At 47.4% G+C, this 21,023-nt stretch carries 18 protein-coding genes and 1 pseudogene; 14 read left to right on the forward strand and 5 right to left on the reverse strand.

The window, feature by feature from the left end:
* Positions 1 to 115: 115 nt before the first annotated feature.
* The 3 genes and pseudogenes from FC43_RS09840 to FC43_RS09850 all read left to right on the forward strand — a co-directional run.
* A complete protein-coding gene (locus tag FC43_RS09840) occupies positions 116 to 1,171 on the forward strand; it encodes an ornithine cyclodeaminase family protein (protein ID WP_056955523.1) in 1,056 nt (351 codons plus the stop codon).
* A gap of 17 nt (positions 1,172 to 1,188) precedes the next feature.
* Entirely contained in the window at positions 1,189 to 2,313 is a 1,125-nt protein-coding gene (locus FC43_RS09845; RefSeq protein WP_056955524.1) for an aminotransferase, read from the forward strand.
* A 28-nt stretch (positions 2,314 to 2,341) separates the two neighbouring features.
* Positions 2,342 to 2,611: pseudogene (locus FC43_RS09850) on the forward strand (arginine-ornithine antiporter); the annotation flags it as partial.
* Between the two features lie 237 nt (positions 2,612 to 2,848).
* Here FC43_RS09850 and FC43_RS09855 read toward each other — a convergent pair.
* The 4 genes from FC43_RS09855 to xerS all read right to left on the reverse strand — a co-directional run bounded on the left by FC43_RS09855 (position 2,849) and on the right by xerS (position 6,885).
* Positions 2,849 to 3,787 carry a nucleoside hydrolase gene (locus FC43_RS09855; RefSeq protein WP_056955526.1) on the reverse strand — a complete coding sequence of 313 codons (939 nt, stop codon included), beginning with the start codon at positions 3,785 to 3,787 and terminating at the stop codon, positions 2,849 to 2,851.
* Positions 3,788 to 3,932: 145 nt separating this feature from the next.
* Positions 3,933 to 4,526 carry a site-specific integrase gene (locus tag FC43_RS09860; RefSeq protein ID WP_019205495.1) on the reverse strand — a complete coding sequence of 198 codons (594 nt, stop codon included), beginning with the start codon at positions 4,524 to 4,526 and terminating at the stop codon, positions 3,933 to 3,935.
* A 387-nt stretch (positions 4,527 to 4,913) separates the two neighbouring features.
* On the reverse strand, positions 4,914 to 5,813 hold the full coding sequence (locus tag FC43_RS09865) for a linear amide C-N hydrolase (RefSeq protein ID WP_056955527.1): 900 nt from the start codon (positions 5,811 to 5,813) through the stop codon (positions 4,914 to 4,916).
* A 1-nt stretch (position 5,814) separates the two neighbouring features.
* On the reverse strand, positions 5,815 to 6,885 hold the full coding sequence (gene xerS, locus FC43_RS09870; RefSeq protein ID WP_019205493.1) for a tyrosine recombinase XerS: 1,071 nt from the start codon (positions 6,883 to 6,885) through the stop codon (positions 5,815 to 5,817).
* 238 nt (positions 6,886 to 7,123) lie between these two features.
* Here xerS and FC43_RS09875 point away from each other — a divergent pair, with 238 nt between their 5' ends.
* From FC43_RS09875 to FC43_RS09925, 11 genes are all read left to right on the forward strand, one after another.
* Positions 7,124 to 7,705, forward strand: a complete 582-nt coding sequence (locus tag FC43_RS09875; RefSeq protein WP_056955528.1) for a GNAT family N-acetyltransferase — start codon at positions 7,124 to 7,126, stop codon at positions 7,703 to 7,705.
* A gap of 54 nt (positions 7,706 to 7,759) precedes the next feature.
* On the forward strand, positions 7,760 to 8,212 hold the full coding sequence (locus tag FC43_RS09880) for a MarR family winged helix-turn-helix transcriptional regulator (protein ID WP_056955529.1): 453 nt from the start codon (positions 7,760 to 7,762) through the stop codon (positions 8,210 to 8,212).
* 28 nt (positions 8,213 to 8,240) lie between these two features.
* Positions 8,241 to 8,789, forward strand: a complete 549-nt coding sequence (locus FC43_RS09885; protein ID WP_056955530.1) for an NADPH-dependent FMN reductase — start codon at positions 8,241 to 8,243, stop codon at positions 8,787 to 8,789.
* Positions 8,790 to 8,802: 13 nt separating this feature from the next.
* Positions 8,803 to 9,525, forward strand: a complete 723-nt coding sequence (locus FC43_RS09890; RefSeq protein ID WP_019205489.1) for a B3/B4 domain-containing protein — start codon at positions 8,803 to 8,805, stop codon at positions 9,523 to 9,525.
* A 15-nt stretch (positions 9,526 to 9,540) separates the two neighbouring features.
* A complete protein-coding gene (locus FC43_RS09895) occupies positions 9,541 to 9,882 on the forward strand; it encodes a HesB/YadR/YfhF family protein (RefSeq protein ID WP_056955531.1) in 342 nt (113 codons plus the stop codon).
* Between the two features lie 301 nt (positions 9,883 to 10,183).
* Positions 10,184 to 11,401, forward strand: a complete 1,218-nt coding sequence (locus FC43_RS09900; protein ID WP_056955532.1) for an argininosuccinate synthase — start codon at positions 10,184 to 10,186, stop codon at positions 11,399 to 11,401.
* Complete coding sequence (gene argH, locus FC43_RS09905; RefSeq protein ID WP_056955533.1) at positions 11,391 to 12,776, forward strand: argininosuccinate lyase; 1,386 nt, start codon at positions 11,391 to 11,393, stop codon at positions 12,774 to 12,776. Before FC43_RS09900 ends, argH begins: the two co-directional genes overlap by 11 nt.
* Before the next feature lie 173 nt (positions 12,777 to 12,949).
* On the forward strand, positions 12,950 to 14,038 hold the full coding sequence (locus FC43_RS09910; protein ID WP_056955534.1) for a carbamoyl phosphate synthase small subunit: 1,089 nt from the start codon (positions 12,950 to 12,952) through the stop codon (positions 14,036 to 14,038).
* Positions 14,031 to 17,210 carry a carbamoyl-phosphate synthase large subunit gene (carB, locus tag FC43_RS09915; RefSeq protein WP_019205484.1) on the forward strand — a complete coding sequence of 1,060 codons (3,180 nt, stop codon included), beginning with the start codon at positions 14,031 to 14,033 and terminating at the stop codon, positions 17,208 to 17,210. Before FC43_RS09910 ends, carB begins: the two co-directional genes overlap by 8 nt.
* Positions 17,211 to 17,500: 290 nt before the next feature.
* Positions 17,501 to 18,583 (forward strand): Ldh family oxidoreductase, encoded by a 1,083-nt coding sequence (locus FC43_RS09920; protein ID WP_056955535.1) that lies wholly within the window; start codon positions 17,501 to 17,503, stop codon positions 18,581 to 18,583.
* A gap of 125 nt (positions 18,584 to 18,708) precedes the next feature.
* Complete coding sequence (locus FC43_RS09925) at positions 18,709 to 19,593, forward strand: 3-hydroxyacyl-CoA dehydrogenase (protein WP_056955536.1); 885 nt, start codon at positions 18,709 to 18,711, stop codon at positions 19,591 to 19,593.
* 131 nt (positions 19,594 to 19,724) lie between these two features.
* On the opposite strand, the gene FC43_RS09930 is transcribed toward FC43_RS09925, so the two are convergent.
* The gene (locus FC43_RS09930; protein ID WP_019205422.1) at positions 19,725 to 20,834 is read right to left on the reverse strand and encodes a PTS sugar transporter subunit IIC; all 1,110 of its coding nucleotides are present in this window, start codon (positions 20,832 to 20,834) and stop codon (positions 19,725 to 19,727) included.
* Positions 20,835 to 21,023: the final 189 nt, after the last annotated feature.

Raw genomic sequence — 21,023 nt, forward strand, 5'->3', positions numbered from 1 at the left:
CCGGTTGAGTAAGTAGAAGGCATTTATTTCAAGCCGTAGGTATGGTGATTTAATCACTTAAGGCTTGTTATAAATGCCTTCTTTTTTGAAATTGATTCAAATAGGAGGATGCAAAATGGCAAAGGTAAGAGTATTAAATGCGCAAAATATTAGTCATCTTTTGGATATGCCAGCAGTGATCAACGCTGTTCAGGACGCGTACCAAGAAAAGTCAGCAAAGACCGGTGAGATATGGCCAATGGTGTACCACGCCTTCAGTGATATGGCTGATATGGACATTCGCTCTGGGGCACTTCAGCCTAAGCGCATTTTTGGTAACAAGCTACTTGCCTGGTTTGGCAATAATGCCCAGCAAAACTTACCAGAATTGAACGGCTTGGTAACGCTCTACAGTAGTGAAACCGGAGAGCCAGTTGGCATTATCAATGCACCAGCACTAACGGGCTACCGGACCGGTGCCGCTGGGGCGGTTGCCAGTCGGGCACTTGCCAATCCACACAGTGATACCCTTTTGATGGTTGGTGCCGGGGGGCAAGCCTTGTATCAGATCATGGCGCAATTATGTGTATTGCCCGAAATCACAACGGTTGAAATTTATGACCCAATGAATCAAAAAAATGCTGAAAGCTTTGCTCGAGAAGCCGAAAGTCGGTTGACGGAGCTGTTTAGTCAAAACATTCAAGAGAATGAACCATCGATTGCGGTAAAGATTGAAAAACGGTTATCAACAGTCAAGTTTGTTACAGTTAGTGATTTAGCGGCAGCAGTCAAGGATGCTCAGGTGATTATCACCGCAACGCCATCAACCAAGCCATTAATCAAAGCAGAATGGGTTCAAGCTGGTACGCATATTAACGCGATTGGTGCTGATATGGCAGGTAAACAGGAACTGGATACAGCAATTTTTGCTCATGCTGCAGCTTATGTTGATGATTTAGAACAGGCTACCACAGTCGGTGAGACGAAGAATCCAATTAAGACAGGTTTTTTAAAGAAAGCTGATGTTCATGAGATTGGCGCTGTTCTTACTAAGCAGGCACCCGGTCGCCAAAATGATAAGCAGATTACTGTATTTGACAGTACGGGAATTGCCTTACAAGATTTGGAAGCCGCAAACCTGGCTCTACAGCGGGCAAGTAATCATCATGTTGGAACAACAATTGAATTATAGAAAAGGAGTGTTTTCTGATGAAGATTAAAGATTTTGGCGTTGAACAATGGATGAACGAGTACGAAACCAAGGCTAAGTATAATCTTGGCGAAACGTGTGTATCCCCGTTTAGTATCCATACCTTACTTGCGACAATTGGGGTTGATGAAAAGGAGTTTACTAACCAATTAGTTAATACGCGGTTAACCTATGGTGCTATTGAAGGAGCTATTCCGTTGAAAAAGGAAATCGCTAAGCTCTATCAAAATTTGACTCCCGAGGAAATCGTTACAGAACATGGTGCAATTGGGGCCAACAATCTGGTGCTAAATACCATTGTTTCTGCCGGTGATGAAGTTATTGCGGTTACACCAACCTATCAACAATTACAGTCAATCCCAGAGGCGCTAGGCGCAGCCGTTAAACTTCTGCCATTGAAACGAGAGAACGACTACTTGCCAGATGCGGAAGAGTTGAAGTCATTGGTTACGCCAAAGACCAAGTTAATTGTCATCAATAACCCCGATAACCCAACTGGCTCCTTAATGAGTAAGGAGGGATTGATGACCATCATTAAGATTGCTAAGTCAGTCGGTGCTTACGTGATGTGCGATGAGGTTTACCGTCACCTGACCCAAACCGATGATTACTCACCATCAATCATTGACCTTTATGACAAGGGAATCTCCACTAGTAGCTTCTCTAAAGTCTTCTCATTAGCTGGTTTACGGTTAGGCTGGATTGCTACCCATGATCGGCAGTTAATGCGTGATTTTCTGTCACACCGTGATTACGCAACAATCAGCTGTGGTCGGTTAGATGAATTAGTAGGTACCGTTGCCCTTCAGCATCAGAACGTCATTATCAAACGGAATCGGGGGATCATTCGTAAGAACCTTAAGATCCTGGAAGATTGGGTAAACAGTGAACCACATATTTCATGGCTGAAGCCAAAGGCCGGTACAACCACTCTGCTGCACTATGACTTAGATATTCCTAGTGCTGAATTCTGTGACCGTTTGATGAAGGAATATCATACACTCCTGGTTCCAGGTAGCTGCTTTGATATTGAGCATTCTGCACGGATTGGTTATGCCTTTGAAAGCGAACATTTGAAGAATGGCTTGGCCGAAGTCAGCAAGTTCTTGAAAGAACTGAAATAGTTCAGTTTGAGTAAGGGAGGAGGCAGAAATGAAAGAAAAAACAGGCTTGGGTCGAGGCGAATTGATTGCCCTAATCGTTGGCTCATCGATTGGTCCAGGAGTTTACGGGATTTGTAGTGATCTTGCAACTGCCGCGGCGCCTGGCCCGGCTCTAATTGCATGGTTAATCTGCGGAATTGGAGCATTTTCTCTAGTCTTATCATTGAATAACTTATTAGCTAAGCGCCCTGATCTTTCTGCAGGGATCTTCAGTTATGCTGGTGAAGCATTTGGCCCATTAGGTGAGTTTATGAGTGGCTAGGGTTATTGGCTTTCGACTCATTGAAGAAAGTTGAAGATCATCTGGAAAAGGTTATAAAAGAACTCAATCCAAACAAGGTAAAGTCACAAACTGAATATGAATGGGCCAAACCCATTTTGATGGCTAATTAGTATAAAAGCAACGGTCCAACGTGAACTACTCGTTCGGAATGAGCGAGCTTTTAGAAACAGCGGACCGTTGCTTTTTTATTAACTTTACATAATTTTAAGGCCATTATTTAAGCACGGCACTAGCCGCCAATTCATCAAAGAAGTGGAAGAACGCCTCCTTATCCGCCTTCGTCACTAACGTCATTGGCGTCCCTTGCGGATCACGTTCGGTCCGCCCAGCGGCTGGGCCGTCAACTCGCGCAATCGAAGCCGTCTTTTCTGTTTCCACCAATTCTGGTTTGAGCGCTGATAACGTCGTCAAGACATCCCAAAGGTAATAAACCGAGTTGGCTTCGTAAGACAAGACCAAAGAATAACCTTGGCCGATTAAGTCAAAGGCAGGTTCCTGCCGGCGGGACGCCCAGTACATTTGTAATTCTTGCGTAAGGGGGATTTCTTCGGTGCTTTCTAAACCGACCATTTGAATATCTAATTTTGATTGCCAAACCCGGGCTACCGCTTCAGGATCCCAAAAGGCATTCCATTCGGCGGTTCCATCAAAGCCGGGTTCCAACACATTCCCATGTCCATCCAGCGAGCCGCCCATCCAGTAGAGTTTCTCAATTTTGGCTTCGATTGACGGATCCACATCTAAAGCTAAGGCTAAATCAGAAATTGGCCCCGTCATGATTAAAGTCACTGGGCCATCTGCCGCCTGAATCTTTTCAATCATGTCTAAGTGGGCTGGCAACGGGGCTTCCGGCGTTCTAATGACGCCGGGTTCATTTAAGATGGGGAAGTGGTTAAAGGCAAACGAACTTAAGCGCCACTCCTTTGGGAATTGATGATGCGCCCGGGCAACTGACTTGGTAACGCTTAATTGGTCGCCCCGGCGGTTAAACCGATCAATGATTTTCCGAGAAGCTTCGGCCGCCGGTTCTAAATAGCCGTCGGCATCAACAACCCCGACCCCTAATAGTTTGATATCAGGGGCTTGTAGTAACAACAATAAGGAAATTAAATCATCAACGTTTCCATCGTGATTAAAATAAATGTTCTTCATTTGGGGATCCCTCCAAGTGATTTTCTACAATTATAACCCAATCCAGCGGTTAAAACCAACTTTAAACTTAAAAACACACAAAATGTTCGTTGTTCAAAAACGATAGGAGTTTTAACGATTTTATGTTTACATAATTTCCGAAGTGTTACCCAAAGTCGATTTTATCTAGCATATGTTCTCGACTGACTTGGTCTAAGCCGAGGTAAGCTAACGTCATGGCTTCACTGGAATGATTCAACAGTTGCATGACCAAACCAATGTTGTAATTAGACTGGACATAAACCCGGTAAGCACCGGTTTTGCGCATGGTATGGGTCCCTAAGTAATTTAGATCCAACAAGCGCCCAACCTTGGCCATAATTTGGTAAAACTGGCGTTCATCAATATGCTTTTGCGGGCGGGTGGTCGAAGGAAACAACCACGGCGTTTGGTTTTCTAAGCGTTGTCGCTTCAACCATTGCTGGTAAATGACTAGGTCGTTCATAACTGGTTTTAAATACAGGGTATTTTGTTTGCCAGTTTTTTTGTCAGTAATGTAGGCCCGTTCGCGAATAGCCCCGTAGTCGTCAAAAACATCCGCTTGTTTGAGCCGTAAAACGTCACTGACCCGTAGCAGGGTCGCTTTACCAACTTGAAAAATCGTATAGTTGCGCTGGCCGGCTTTAAAATTATGGAGCAGGGTATCTTGGACTTGTGCAAGGACTTCTTCACTTTTGATCGGTAAAACGAGTTGTTTCATGGGTAAAATCGGCCCCTTTTTAATAGTGTTATTTTATCGATATTTACAATAATAACACATCTTAATTTTGGTGCCAAATAAAGCCTTGATTTAATAGGGATCGTGAAGTGTTATTTTATATAAATAACACTTCGTAAGTGAGTTAATTGTCATTACCGGCGTCAAAAGGTGGCCCTATTCTGATTTTCCGCTCAGCTGCATTTTCATTTGACTAGTTGGGGAGTTGGTCAGCTAGCTGCAGCTGAACGCGAATCTAGTTACCCGACCAATTTTGTGGGACAATGGCGGGGCGGTAAGTCATATTAACTTTACCTTTACATTATTATGTAAACTTAAACAGATGAAAAAACAACGATCCGCTAACGACCAGATCGTTGTTTGCCTTAATTAATGAAAGGTCACCGGTTTGTGATACTTCTTCATTAGATGACGAAGCGAGGCCCGGTGATGATGCTCAAATTCAAGATCGGTAAAATCATAGGTGAGGTGGGTTCGATCAATCACCCCAATATAGTGGGTATAGTCGTCATGCCCTTCCAGTGGCTCCATTTGAACTCGTTCGAGAATTTTCCGGCCTAATAAGATCCCATCCCGGTGATCAGGCACCGGTTGTTTAGCCAAGGTTAACGCTGTTCGTAAGTAGCGGTTTGAAGGCGTCCGGGTGACCGGTAGGCGTTTAGGAAAAGCTGCCAAGCGTTCCTTAGTTGGTTCGCCCCCTACGAGGTGCGTCAACTTGGCTTGATGTTGTTCAATTGCCGGCGCATTAGTTAAAATGCCCAGGGGCGCCTTTTTAAGGCTTAATTGCTCATTGGTAGGTTCAATTAAATAGGTACCAGTATCATCACTTAAAATCCAATGAAAGGGATGAATAATATCATGATCGTACCATTGCTGGGCAATAATCGCCAGCCGGTCCAAATTGTTTGCCACTTCAGCCACTGATTGGTGTTGGGTGAGCAGCCAGGTAATTACGTCTTGGGGGGTCAGGTTTAACCGGTAAAACTGGGGGGTTTCATAATACTGAACTTGGCCCGGAAAGTACAATTCGGCACACGCTAAGCCGGCCTCGTTAACCCCATCCCCAATCAGGTAGTGTCCATCGGCCAGGCGCATCCCGCCCAATACCGCATATTTGCTGGTAAGAAATTGTTCACTAGGCCGAACTTGCCATGCAAAACCGGCCGGGACGTAAGTTAAGCGCCAAGGGGTGGCTTTGAGGGGGAAATCCATGGTCCGCCCAAAATAAGCGTTATCTTGGCGATCCTGATAAGTAATTGCAGTACACATATTATCCTTCTTCCTCTGGTTTACTGATTTTAGCCAAGGCCGCTTTTTGCACGGACTGATCAACGTGGGTATACAAATCGGTGGCTGACGTGCCTTTTTGACCTAATTGTTGTGCAACTAAAACTTGATCCTTGGTAACTTCATATAATTCCGACGCCAAGGTATGGCGCAGCTTATGGGGCGTTAACGGGCGGCCAAACGCAGTCGAATATTTTTTAACCAAGCGTTCAATTGAGTTAGCACTGATCCGGCGGGTCTCGCCGTGATAATTCGTTAAAAAGAAGGCCACGTCCTTTTTAAGCGCGTGGTAGCGTGCTGCCCGGATTTGTTGATATTGGGTTAAGTAGGGCATTACCCACGGTGCGATCGGAATACTGTCCTTTTGCCCCCCTTTCCGGGTGACATCCAGCATTTTTTGTTGCCAGTTTAGGTCCGCTAAGTTAACGTTGGCCGCTTCCGACACGCGAATTCCCGTTCCCAAAATTAAAGCAATAATCGCCAGGTCGCGTTCTTGATTAATCATAAAGGAAGCTTGTGCGCGTTTATCACATTTTTGGGGATATTCCTGGGCAATAAAGGTCAAAAAATCAAACTTTAACTCGCCCCGATACATATGCGAAGCTAACGCGTGGGCCCGGTAATTTAAGGTCTGCGTACTATTGAGCGACGGAATTTTTAACATTACGTTCCGCTCAAAATACGGTTCCCCATCATTATTGTCAGCCGTGATCGTCAGAAACTTAAATAGGGACCGTAGCGCATTTAAAGAACGGTTGATTGAAGTTGCCGAATTGGCGCGTCCTTGGGCGTTCTTGGTATGCTTTAAATCATCAATGTATAGCATGATGTCTTCCCGACGCAAATGGGCCAACTCAGTGGTCGCAATCCGTTGATTATCCGTCGCATGACTTATCTGGTTGGCACGCAGCCAATTAAAAAAGCGGCGGAATTCGGTTAAATATTGGTAAGTGGTTGTCATCGCCAAATTGGTCCCCCGGTAGTAAGCCATTACGTAATCGGGCAGGGCCGCTAATTCTTGCTGGATTAATTTCCGATAGCGATCAGCTTCCATCTTATCACTTCTTTCATGGGTTTTCGTTCATTCTATCATGTTTTCAGGGCAGTTCAAAAAAATGCCGCCGTTCTTTTCAATCAATTGAATGATTATACGAATTGGCGACGTTTCGACACAACCAGCGATTAATTATGCTATAATTGTGTATAATTTTTGTAATTGAATCGCTTGCGTAAGGTTGCTAAAATAAAGGCATGAAAACGGTTTAATAAATAATGGAAACGGAGGGCTTCGTATGAATACCACGACCCAAACCCCAACAGTAACGTCAACCTGGCAAATTTTAGCAACAACCCAAATTACCATCCGGCCCGTCACTGCCAGCCATACTGATCTCACAACACTCCAAGCTATTGCTGCCGAAAGCTTTACGGCAACTTTTGCTCCCTATAACGATGTCCGCAGCATTACCGAGTACGTCGTCAATAATTACCAGTTGCCGACTTTACAAGCCGAAGTAACTGCGCCAACCTCCGCCACGTTTTTCTTAGAAGGAAACGGCCAACCGCTTGGTTACCTGAAGCTAAACTGGGGTCCAACCCAAACTGAACCGAATTTTCCGGGGGCCATTGAAATTCAGCGTATCTACCTCTTGCCAGCCGTTTGGGGGCAGGGATTAGGCCACCATTTGATGGATTTTGCGCTTACGTACGCCCGAATGCACCATTTTAACCAAATTTGGTTGGGAGTATGGCAAAAAAATGAGCGGGCCCAGCATTTTTACGCGCGGTACGGCTTTCAGCCGGTCAGCACTCATTGCTTTTGGATGGGGGACCACGAACAATGTGATGACTTATTACTAAAGGAACTTTTTTGATTTTTGTTGCAAATGCAACTATTTGCGGTAAACTAGTACTGAAGGGGGGATGAGATGGCAACCATTGTACGACAGATTGGAACAATTGCCAGAGCGCTGGATTCCATTGCAAACGTGGAATTCAAACAGCACCAGCTGGCCCGGGGGCAGTACCTTTACTTGGTCCGAATTGCCGAGCACCCTGGTATTATTGCCGAACAATTGTCAAAAATGTTAAAAGTTGATCGGGCAACAGTTTCCCGGGCCATCGCCAAGCTTGTCCAATGTGGCTTGGTGGATCGGCAAACTGCTCCAGACAACCAAAAAGTAAAGCATCTCTATGTTACTGAACTGGGGGCGCAACAAGCGGCGTTTATCCAACGGGAAAACGCATACTCGGAACAAATTGCCCGCCAAGGGCTTTCGGCAACCGAAAGTCAACAGTTAACCCAACTATTAGCCCGGGTCGTTGAAAATATCAGTGCCGACTGGGACCGGGTTAAAGCCGGTGAACACCGGCAGTACTAGCAATAAAAGAGGAGAGAATAAGGAAGAAATGTTAAAGGTCGTAGGTTTATCAGGTTCGGTCGCGGGGTCCCAAACAATCACCACCATGCGCGAAGTCGAAAAAGAAATTGGCCGGACCTACGGGACAGAAGTTAACTTTAAAATGTTAGATTTACGCGATTATCAGCTTCAAGCTAGCGATGGACGTGATTTCCATGAGTATGATGGTGATACCTACCAAGTCGCAACCACGTTGGCAGTGGCTGATGCAATCATTGTGGGGACGCCCATTTTTCAAGGGTCAATTCCAGGGGCGCTAAAAAATGTCTTTGACTTATTACCGGAAGATGGCTTTCGGGGTAAAGTGATTGGGACGGTAGTCAACGCGGGATCACCGCGCTTCTTTTTGGCTGCCGAATACCAACTAAAACCGGTGCTGACGGCGATGAAAGCCGAAGTAATCAGTAATTGCGCTTTTGTTGAAGCCCGTGAGATTTACCGAACAGAAATTATTGAAGACGCGACAAAGCACCGAATTGACAAGGTCGCTCGGCAAACCGTCGCGCTAGCCCAATTTTTGCAACAACAGGAATCATAAAGGAAGGTAAGCAATGTTAGAAGCAGTAACGATTGACCAAAGTTTTTTTGACACTTTCCCTGGCGCGCAAGTTAATATCTTGATTGCCAATGGCATTGACAACCACAACGCCACCCTGAGTGAGGCCGAACGGCGCAAGATGTTGCAAACGGCCATGGATCAAGCCGAAAGCTTTTTAGGTGCCGCGCAGTTCAGTAAAAACCCCGTGGTAGCCGAATGGCGGACCGCCTACCAAGCTTTCAAAAAGAAGAAAGGGGCCCGGGCCTCGATTGAAGCCCTGCTAAAGCGAATTGACCAAGGTAAGGAGTTAACTCCAATCGATCCGCTGGTCGATATTTATAACTGCGTTTCCATTACCAATGGGGTTCCCGTCGGAATTGAAGACCGGGATAAAATCCAGGGCACTATGCACTTGGGATTGGTTGAAGAAGGGTTGCCATTCCAACCTGTCGGTGCCGATAAAGATGAACCAACCTTAGCTGGGGAGATGGCTTGGTATGATGAACAAGGTGCCGTTTGCCGGTGCCTCAACTGGCGGGATGCCCAACGAACGATGCTGGATGAAACTTCACAAAATATCGTTGCGGTCATCGAATCGGTAACTCCGGACCAAGCAACCCGGGCCAACCAGGCTATGACGCAATTGGCCGAACAAATCGAACGGTATTTTGGGGTTGTTCCAGTACACAATGTGGTTTTAACGGCCGCTGAACCGACGGTCAAAGTAGCAGATTAACGGAGGGATCAGCTTTTGCGCTTAATTATTACTGATCAAGCCAGTCAAGCGATTATTAAGGAATTAGCACTACAAGCTGATGACGGGGTCCGTTTCTTCGGCAAGCAAGTTCCGGGGCAACCAGTTAATCATGACCATAAGCAAGGGTACGCCAAGGATAATCATCCGGTTCGCCCCATCATTCATGTCCACAAAGATGAGATTGATTATCACATTAACTTTGCGGATGCTTGGTTTTTTGGCAGTCACGATTGTTTAATTGATTACGATGAGGCCGAAGGGGTGATCTTTACCTTCCCCGATGCCCCGGACGGTATTTCCAGCGCCTCGATTGATTACGAACGTTTCTTACAATAATAAAATTGCGAATAAAGTGGAGAGCTGTGGGGGCTCTCCACTTTTTATATACAGTCTAAAAATTATGTTAAGTTAATCGAATCTGAAAAATTTATATCTGCATAAAATCAACCATTTTCTTTCGCCTTAAATCCCACTATTTGCCTAGTCTATCAGCTTTTTATCCTAATTTAAGCCGGCAAACAACTTTACTTTTTAATGTATAAAAATAACAATTCTCCCCTTTAGGTTGCATGGATATCCAATTAGTTCTATAATGCATAACAATCCATTGAAAATGAATGATAAAGGAGCGAGGAAAATGGCAAAAGACAAGGTTGTATTAGCTTACTCCGGTGGTTTGGATACCTCGGTTGAAATTGCATGGTTGAAGAATAAGGGATATGACGTGATTGCCGTGTGTATTGACGTGGGTGAAGGGAAAGATTTGGCCGCGATCCAGCAAAAAGGTCGCCAAGTCGGCGCCGTCGAATCAATCGTAATTGACGCAAAGGAAGAATTTGCTACCGACTATGTACTGCCGGCTTTGCAATCTCATGCAATGTATGAGAATAAATATCCACTAGTCTCGGCGCTTTCCCGGCCCTTAATCGTTAAGCATCTGGTAGCAATTGCCAAAGCCAAGGGGGCGATCGCAATTGCGCACGGCTGTACTGGTAAGGGAAATGACCAAGTGCGATTTGAAGTTGGGATTCACGCCCTTGCCCCGGAAATGAAGATTGAAGATCCGATTCGGGATAATCACTGGGCCCGGGAAGATGAAATCGACTACGCGAAAGAAAACGGGATTCCAGTCCCCATTACCAAACAGAGCCCGTACTCAATCGATGAAAACCTTTGGGGGCGGGCCAATGAATGCGGTATCCTAGAAGATCCTTGGGCGGCGGCCCCTGCCGATGCCTACGAACGGACCACCGCGTTGGAAGATACCCCGGATACCCCTGATGTTATCACCATTACATTTAGCCAGGGAATCCCGACCGCTTTGAACGGTCAGGCCATGTCGTTAGCCCAATTAATTATGACCTTAGATCAATTAGCCGGCAAGCACGGGATTGGCCGGATTGATCACGTTGAAAACCGGATGATCGGCATTAAATCCCGGGAAATTTACGAATGTCCCGCCGCTACGGTATTGCTAGCGGCCCATAAGGACATTGAAGATATCGCAACAGAAAAGTCCTTAGCCCACTTTAAGCCCTTGCTTGAAAAGCAAATGGCGGATTTAATTTACAATGGTCTTTGGTTTTCCACTTTGATGGACAGCCTGCAGGCTTTTATCAAGGAAAGTCAAAAAGACGTCAATGGGGTCGTTAGGGTGAAGCTATTTAAGGGCAACGTGATCTGCGAAGGCCGGAAATCAACCAATTCATTATATGACGAATCACTGGCTACTTATACCGCGGCGGATCAATTTGACTCAGAAGCCGCCGCCGGCTTTATTAAACTCTGGGGCTTGCCAACCCAAGTCTACGCTCAAGTTCATCAAAAGATAGAAGGGACCGCCGATGGCAACTAATAAATTATGGGGCGGGCGCTTTCAAGCAATGGCGACTCCCGACCTCGATCGCTTTGGCGCTTCAATCGAATTCGATCAAGCCATGGCCAAAGAAGATCTGTTGGGTTCCTTGGCGCACGTGAAAATGTTGAAGGCCACTCACATCTTATCAGCCACTGACGCTGACCAAATTATCGCTGGGCTGCAACGCTTGCAAGCTAAATTAGCCGCGGGGAAGCTCGAGTTTTCACTAGCTAACGAAGATATCCATATGAATCTCGAAGCTTTATTAACCAAAGAAATCGGGCCCGTCGCCGGGAAATTGCATACGGCTCGTAGCCGCAACGACCAGGTCGCTACGGATTTTCATCTGTACGTTAAGGAACACCTGCCACAAGTCATTACCGCGATCAAACACTTACAACGCGTTTTACTAACGCAAGCCGAAGCCAATCTTGAAACCGTCATGCCCGGCTATACGCATCTTCAACACGCGCAACCGATCTCATACGGGCACTATTTAATGGCATACTTCGCCATGTTCCAACGGGATGTGGAACGGTTTGAATTCAACCAACAGCACACCGATCTTTCGCCGCTTGGAGCAGCGGCGTTAGCTGGGACTACTTTTCCGATTGACCGGGCTTTAACCGCCCAAGAATTAGGCTTTTCCGCACCGTATACCAATTCCTTGGACGCAGTTTCAGACCGGGACTTTGCCCTCGAATTCTTAAGTAACGCCGCAATCTTAATGGTCCATCTTTCGCGCTTAGGTGAAGAAATCGTTTTGTGGACCTCATATGAATTTGGGTACTTGGAGTTAGCGGATGAGTACGCAACTGGCAGCTCGATCATGCCCCAGAAGAAAAACGCCGATTATGCGGAATTGATTCGTGGCAAAAGCGGTCGAATTTTCGGCGATCTCACTGGTTTATTAACCGTCATGAAAGCCTTGCCTTTAGCTTACAATAAGGATCTGCAAGAGGACAAGGAAGGCGTTTTTGATGCAGTGAAGACGATTTTGCCTTGTTTACACGTGATGGCCGGAATGCTAGCCACCGCCAAGGTCAACAAAACCCGGATGGCAGCGGCAACGGAACGCGACTTCTCCAATGCGACCGAACTGGCTGACTACTTGGCAACAAAAGGCGTTCCGTTCCGACAAGCTCACGCAATTGTGGGAGAATTGGTCCTCAAAGGATTACAAACTGGGACCACATTACAGGAAATCCCCCTCGCTGAATACCAAAAAATCATGCCCAAAATCGGAGTCGACGTTTATCACGATTTACAATCGAAAGTTGCCGTTGCGCGTCGACAGTCATTAGGGGGTACCAGCTTTGAAAATGTAAAAAAACAAATTAAAGCTGGTAAAAAGTTAATGGGCATGGAATAATATTCAAAGGCTGAGAAAAGCAAACTTTCTCAGCCTTTATTTTAAAAGAGTTCGTCTCTTTTAGCGGAGAGAACCTTTTAAAATGCCCTTTCGCTTCCTGAAAAAGGAAACGCGAACTTTAAACCCTGACCGCGAGCAGGGAAACTGAGCACATGCGAATTGGAGGCAACAATATGCAAAGATATTTAATTCTGGAAGACGGATCAACCTACGCGGGCGAAGCTTTCGGGGCGACCACCATCACAACTGGCGAAGTGGTCTTTACCACGGGAATGACGGGCTATCAAGAAGCGATTACGGATCAATCCTATGCCGATCAGATCTTGGTGTTTACCAATCCCTTGATCGGCAATTATGGAATCAACGTTGACGACAACGAAGCCCTGAATCCCCAAATCAAAGGCGTAATTTGCCACCAAGTTGCGCGGCACCCTAGCAACTGGCGGATGCAAGAAAGCCTGCCAGCCTTCTTAAAACGCCAGGGAATCCCGGGGCTCATGGGGGTCGATACCCGGCAATTGGTGAAACAAATCCGGGCACATGGGACCCTGCGCGGCAAGTTGGTTGACAGTTTAGATAAGCAGCGAGCGGTGGTGGCCGAACTAAAAATGGTCCATCCAACAGTTGGCGCTTCCCGGCGGGCAGCAACCCCAACGCCTTATCCTAATCCTGGCAGTAAGCGGAATATTGTGGTTATTGACTTTGGACTCAAACACAGTATTTTACGCGAATTGGCCCAACGAGACTGCAATACCATCGTTTTGCCCGCTAACGTCTCCGCCCAAGCCGTCCTAGACTACCACCCGGACGGTGTCTTATTGTCAAACGGCCCCGGGGATCCGACCGAGCAGACTGCTGCAATCAAAATGGTCGCAGAAATCGAACAGCATGTGCCAGTCTTCGGCATCTGCATGGGTCATCAAGTCTTTGCGCTGGCCAACGGCGCCCAAACGTTCCAAATGAAATTTGGGCACCGCGGGTTTAACCACCCCGTGAAAAACTTAGCCACGGGGGAAATTACCTTTACCTCCCAAAACCACGGTTATGCCGTGGCCCCAGATTCTTTGAGCGAGACCGCTTTAACCGTCACGCACTTGGAAATCAACGATGGGGTAATCGAAGGGCTCAAACATCAAAAATATCCCGCCTTTTCCGTCCAATTTCACCCGGACGCGGCCCCGGGCCCCCATGATGCGGCGGGCTTATTTGATCAGTTTGTTGCCACAGTCGATGCAGTAAAGGAGGAAAAAGCTCATGCCTAAGCGGACGGATATTCACAAGATTTTAGTAATTGGTTCAGGCCCGATCATCATTGGTCAAGCCGCGGAATTTGATTATTCAGGCACCCAAGCCTGTCTGGCATTACGTGAAGAAGGGTACGAAACGGTGTTGATCAACTCCAATCCCGCCACGATCATGACCGACAAGCAGATTGCCGATCATGTTTACATCGAACCCCTCACGGTCGAAGCCGTTTCCCGCATCATCCGCCAAGAATACCCGGATGCGATTTTGCCGACCCTTGGGGGCCAAATTGGGTTAAACCTCGCCGTCGCCTTAGCAAAATCCGGCATCTTAGCCGAACTGGATATTCAACTCTTAGGGACCCAATTAACGGCGATTGACCAAGCCGAGGACCGGGAAAAATTTAAAGCCTTGATGCAACAGCTCGGGGAACCGATTCCGGCTTCTCAAACCGTTGGTACGGTCGAGGAAGCGTTGAGCTTTGCCGAAGAAATTGGCTACCCGGTCATTGTCCGGCCGGCCTTTACCATGGGTGGGACTGGTGGCGGAATGTGTCAGACCCCCGCAGAATTAGCCACCATTGCTGCCAATGGACTGGAGCTTTCTCCCGTTACCCAGTGCTTAATTGAGAAATCAATCGCCGGCTACAAAGAAATTGAATTTGAGGTCATGCGGGACGCCGCGGACAATGCGATGGTCGTTTGCTGCATGGAAAACTTTGACCCGGTGGGGATTCATACCGGGGACTCAATTGTTTTCGCTCCCAACCAAACCATTTCGGATCGGGAATATCAAATGTTGCGGGATTGTGCGTTGAAATTGATTCGCGCTTTGAAAATTGAAGGGGGCTGCAACGTTCAATTAGCTTTGGATCCCCATTCTTATCACTACAACGTCATTGAGGTTAATCCCCGGGTTTCGCGTTCCTCAGCCTTAGCATCTAAAGCCACGGGATATCCGATCGCCAAATTAGCCGCTAAGATTGCCGTTGGGTTAACCTTGGATGAAATTAAAAACCCCGTCACCCAAACGACCTGGGCCCAATTTGAGCCGGCCTTGGACTACGTGGTCTGCAAAATTCCGCGCTGGCCATTTGACAAGTTCACCCAAGCGGACCGCCAACTGGGGAGTCAAATGAAAGCGACGGGGGAAGTAATGGCCATTGGGCGCACCGCCGAAGAAGCGCTGCAAAAAGCGGTGCGTTCCCTGGAAATTGACGAAACGGATCTCATTTCTCCCGCGGCTGCGGCAGCTTCGGACAAGCAGTTACAGGCCAAGTTAACAACGCCGCAAGACGACCGCCTGTTTTATTTAGCCGAAGCCTTTCGGCGGGGGATGACGATTGAAGAAGTGCACGCGCTCACGCAAATCACACCCTACTTCTTGGATCTGATCCAGCACCTAGTGGAGATTGAACACCAGCTCAAGACCCACCTCAATAACGAGGCCCTTTTACGCACGGCCAAAAAATATGGCTTTGCGGATCAAACTATCGCTAAATTATGGGGGACCTCAGCAGCTGAGCTTCGGCAAAAGCGCCAACAATTAGGCTTAGTCCCAGTTTATAAAATGGTAGACACTTGTGCAGCCGAATTTGATTCCACGACGCCGTACTTTTATTCCACCTATGAAACGGAAAATGAATCTCACCGTAGCGATAAACCTGCAATTTTGGTGATTGGTTCTGGGCCCATTCGAATTGGGCAAGGGGTTGAATTTGACTATGCTACCGTTCACTCCGTACGCGCCATTCAAGCATTGGGTTACGAAGCGATTGTCATGAATTCAAATCCCGAAACCGTTTCTACTGATTTCTCCGTTTCTGACAAACTCTACTTTGAACCATTGACACTGGAAGATGTGCTAAACGTGATTGACGTTGAACAGCCGGTCGGGGTCATTGTCCAGTTTGGTGGCCAAACAGCGATCAATTTGGCGGACGGCCTGGCCCAAAACGGCGTTAAAATTTTAGGGACCACGGTAACTGACTTAAACGCTGCTGAAGACCGGGAAGTCTTTGATCAAGTCATTAAAGACCTGGGCTTAAAGCAACCAGTCGGCTTAACGGCAACCACCAAAGAAGGCGTCTTAGCAGCAGCAGCTCAGATTGGTTATCCCGTTTTGGTCCGGCCTTCGTATGTCCTTGGTGGGAAAGCGATGGAAATCGTCAATTCGCCCCAAGAGTTGAAGAATTATCTGGCTCAAAACGCCCCAGCGGCCGTCGATCACCCGATCTTGGTCGATGCGTACTTAGAAGGAAAAGAATGCGAAGTCGACGCGATTTGTGATGGAACCAACGTCCTCTTGCCGGGGATTATGGAACACATTGAACGGGCGGGGGTCCACTCGGGGGATTCAATGGCCGTTTATCCGCCACAGTCCTTTGGGGATGACATCAAAGCCCAAATCGTGGCGGCAACCAAAAAACTGGCCGTCGCTTTAAAGTGCATTGGCATTATGAACATTCAGTTCATCATCCACGACCATGAAGCCTACGTCCTAGAAGTCAATCCGCGTGCTAGTCGGACCGTCCCGTTCTTAAGTAAAATTACGGGAATTGAAATGGCCCAGGTCGCAACCAAGGTGATTTTAGGGCAATCCCTAAGTGACCAAGGCTACCAAGGTGGACTAGCCCCTGATTCACCCTTGGTGCACGTGAAAGCCCCCGTCTTTTCCTTTAGCAAACTGGATGCGGTCGATGCCTACTTGGGGCCTGAAATGAAGTCGACCGGGGAAGTAATGGGCACGGATGCCAACTTTGCCAAAGCCTTATACAAAGCCTTTGCTGGGGCTAAAATGCAATTGCCGCTCAACGGGACGGTCCTGTTAACCGTGGAAGACCACGATAAAAAACAGGTTAAAGCCCTGGCGAAACGGTTTGCCCGGATTGGCTACCGCATCTTGGCCACCAAGGGGACCGCTAAGTACCTGAAGAAACATGGCTTACACGTCACCAAAGTCCAGCGTGTCCATGATCAAGCGGCCCCAACCATTTTGGATGTCATTAAGGCGGGGCAAGTGAACCTGGTCATCAATACAATGGGACATGATTATGAGCATACCTCAGATGGCTTTATCATCCGCCAGACGGCGATTGAACACAACGTACCATTGCTAACGGCGTTGGATACGGTTGATGCCTTATTGCGTTCCCTAGAAGGCCGTTCCTTTGCGACCAGTGAACTTTAACGCAGCAAAGCACGGAATTTGTGGTAAGATAAATTCATTAGCGAAAAGGGAGGTAAAACGATGGCCAAGTACGTAGTTGAATTATCCGCAGCCGACTTACAAATGCTGAAGGACTGCCACTCCAAGAACCCTTCGATCATGAAGGCCTTGGAAAAGGCAACGGAAAAGTAATTACTAATTTTACTCCGGTGTGCACTAAGCACAGCGGAGTTTTTTTAATCTTGACATTTGCTCAGATCACTTTAAAATTATAAAAAGATGATAAAACAATGAGAAAGAAGCGATGCTGAATGCGAATTTTGTCTGAAAGTGAACGGACCTACTTGGAACAGATTTTTGTTAAACTAAATTTTTCGGCTGATGATGCCAAATTTTTGGCGGATACATTAGTCGATGCGGATTTACGCGGAATTTCTTCGCACGGGATTAACCGTTTGGCATGGTATGCCCAAATGGTCAAGGACCACACTATTATACCAACAAAGCAGGCAACAGTAATCAAACAGCGACCGGGGCTGGTCTTGGTCGATGCCAATCAAAACATGGGTCAGCTTGCGGCGCGTTTAGCAATGCGAGAAATTATTAAAAAAGCCAAACAAACCGGGATCGCCATGGCGGTCGTCCGGAATTCCAATCACTTTGGAACGGCAGGCTACTATACCCGCCTGGCCCTTGAGGCCGGGTTAGTGGGTGTTGCCCTGACTAACACCCGACCCTTAGTGGTGCCGACTAATGCCACCACGGCATTCTTAGGTTCAAATGCTTTTGCCTTCGGCTTCCCAGCCCAGCCCCACCCATTTATGTTTGATTGCGCCACCGCGGCAGTTTCCGGCGGCAAAATCCAGGTTAAAGACAAGCGGGGTGAAACTTTGCCGGGTGAATGGGTCGTCGATAAGAACCGCCAAGTCGTTCGCGACCCTAAAGAAGCTGAGGAGATCTTGGCCGCGGCCGCCTTTTCAACTGACCAAAAGGGCGGGGGACTCTTGACCTTAGGGGGCCTCTTCGAAGAGAATTCAAATTACAAAGGGATGGGCAATTCATTAGTAATTGAAATCCTAACCGGCATTTTAGCCCAAGGGTCTATTTCAGCGGATACCGTAAAAGGTAAGCATGATTTTTCCCAATTCTTATTGGTTTTCGACCCAGCTTTCTTCGGCGAGCCAGCTAAATTAGCGGCTGATGCGACCCGGATGTTAGACCGAATTCGGCAGCTACCAGCAATTCCTGGAAAACAAATTTGGATTCCAGGGGATCGTGAATATCGCTTGTTAGCCCAAAATCGGCAACGGGGGGTTGAAGTGGATGAAAAAACTTACGCTCAAATGAAAACGTTGGGTGAAGAGTTAGGCGTCACGCTCCCTGGCTCACGTTAGGTTTACCACAGGCGGCCATAAAACGACATTTGGTGTCTTTTGTCGTTTTATGGCCTTTTTTACCTTTTGTAACCGCTTTCGTGATAAAATAAAGGTGGAATAAGATTGTTAAGGAGGTAATAACGATGACCATTCAAAATGTAACAATTATCGGGGCCGGCACCTTAGGCAGTCAAATTGCCTTTCAATCCGCCCTAAAAGGAATGCATGTCGCTGCTTATGACCCCCAAATTGCTGTGGCTAAGCAACGGTTAGCGGCGTTAGCAGCACCATACGCACGCGATGTTCAACTGCCCCAAGCCGAATTTGATCAAGCGTTGGCGACCATCCAGGTTACTGATGATTTGGCGGCGGCCGTAGCTGATGCCGACCTCGTAATCGAAGCCATCCCGGAAGCCGTGGAAATTAAGGCTAAAATGTACAGTGAATTAATGAAAGTGCTACCTGCTAAAACCATCGTGGCCAGCAACTCGTCCACGATGATGCCGAGCCAATTGGTGCAGTACGTGGATCGGCCAGCTCAATTCTTACACATTCACTTTGCTAACCAAATTTGGAAATATAATGTCGCTGAAATCGTGGGAACGTCGGTCACAGATCCAATTGTTTTTGATGAGGCAGTAGCTTTTGCCAAGGCGATTGGGATGGTGCCAATCACGATGCACAAAGAATATCCTGGCTATATTTTAAATGCCTTACTAGTCCCACTGCTTAATGCCGCATTGGCCGTGTGGGCGAAGGGAATTGCCGACCCGCACTTGGTCGACAAAGATTGGATGATTTCTACCGGGGCGCCGTTGGGTCCATTCATGATCTTGGATGTGGTTGGCCTACGGACTCCGTACCAGATTGAAATGAACAGCTACCAACAGACCGGGAACCCCGATGCAAAACTGATTGCTGATAAGCTTAAGGAAATGATTGATGCAGGACAAACCGGCCGGGAAAGCGGGCAAGGCTTCTACCACTACCCGAATCCTGAATTCTTAGCCCCTGACTTTTTGAAGTAATAAAACCGTGTTAGACCAGGCTTGGTAAGCAATCCAGATGGTCTAACGCGGTTTTTAATTTCTCAGTTGGCACACTTTTGGCACTAAATACTAAAGGCTCAATGCGTTTTGGGAGCATTGAGCCTTTTTAATTAAACTACTTCCAAGTGTAATTGGTTTTCACCAATCAAACCGACTTTTTTCATTACTAAGTAAAGCGTTACTGACATTACCGCTGGGACCACAACCCCGAAGGCCATGTAAACAGCGAATTGATCCCAGCCCCGTGAAAGGTAGGCGATTGGCGCAATCAGCGAGTTCAGTCCCAGACCGCCCAAGGTGTACGTTGAGCGGAAGTGGAACAGCACCGTAGCTACTGGCGCACAGACCGCAGTGGAAACCATCGATGGCACCAACAGATATGGATTTAACAGCAAATTCGGGAATTGCAGCTTTGGCGTAACCAACCCTTGGGCAATATTTGCTCCCAGGTTATTTTGGCGCCATGACATTGCCGTAAAGGCTACGAACTGCGCCGTGGTCCCAATCAACGCGGCTGCAGAAGAAACCGGATCTAATGTCAAGGCAACTGCCAAAGCGGCAGAAGAGGCCGGCGTCATCAAGAAGAGGGCCCAAACCAGTGAAATTACCACTGACCCCAAGACTGGTGAGACCGTCATCGTGTGGGCAATGTAAGCCGAGACCGCCAACAGGGCTGGGGTAACCACAGAAGCAACCAACAGACCAAAGGTTACCCCAACCGCCAAAGCCCCAAATGGTACCAAGACCATGTCCAGTGGGGTCTTGCCCGTCAGGTACTTCCCAACCAGGACACAAGCCACTGCGGCTAACAGCGCTGAAACTGGTTGTCCAGAAGTGATGATGGGCGCTCCAGCCAGTGAAACGCTGGCTTGGCCAGTTGCCGTGGCGGCATTTACACTGGCACTGGTAAAGTGCACGGCATTTGCTCCGACGGTGGCTGAAACCAGGGAAGCAAAAGTTACCAAGGTATTCGTGTTTAATTGTGAGGCTACCGCCACCCCGATTGCTGGTGCCAACAAGGCTTGGGCTTCTGAACCAACCAGGGAAAGGGCATGGATCCCCGACAGATTCCCAATCGTTGCCAGTAACAGGCCACCACCAAGAACGACTAAGATGGCTTGGGCAGTAGCAGCAAAGACTCGATAGAGTGCTTCCTTAAAGCGGGAAGCCTCTTGATATGTAGTAGCTTGCTTTGAAGCAGGTTTGACGCGCGCTTCCATAAGCAGTCCCTCCTTAAAAATATGTGTTATTAACTTTTGATGGAACTTAGTCTAAGGGAATTCCATTAGAATGTCAACTGCAAAATTTAATCTTTTTCTAATCAAAATCATAAAACGTTTGCAAAAAATAAGTTCGTGACCCTATGCTTCAAATTCTTAACCGCTTGATCAACCGGTTATAGCATTTTT

This window comes from Limosilactobacillus ingluviei DSM 15946 (genome assembly GCF_001435775.1).
GTDB lineage: Bacteria > Bacillota > Bacilli > Lactobacillales > Lactobacillaceae > Limosilactobacillus > Limosilactobacillus ingluviei.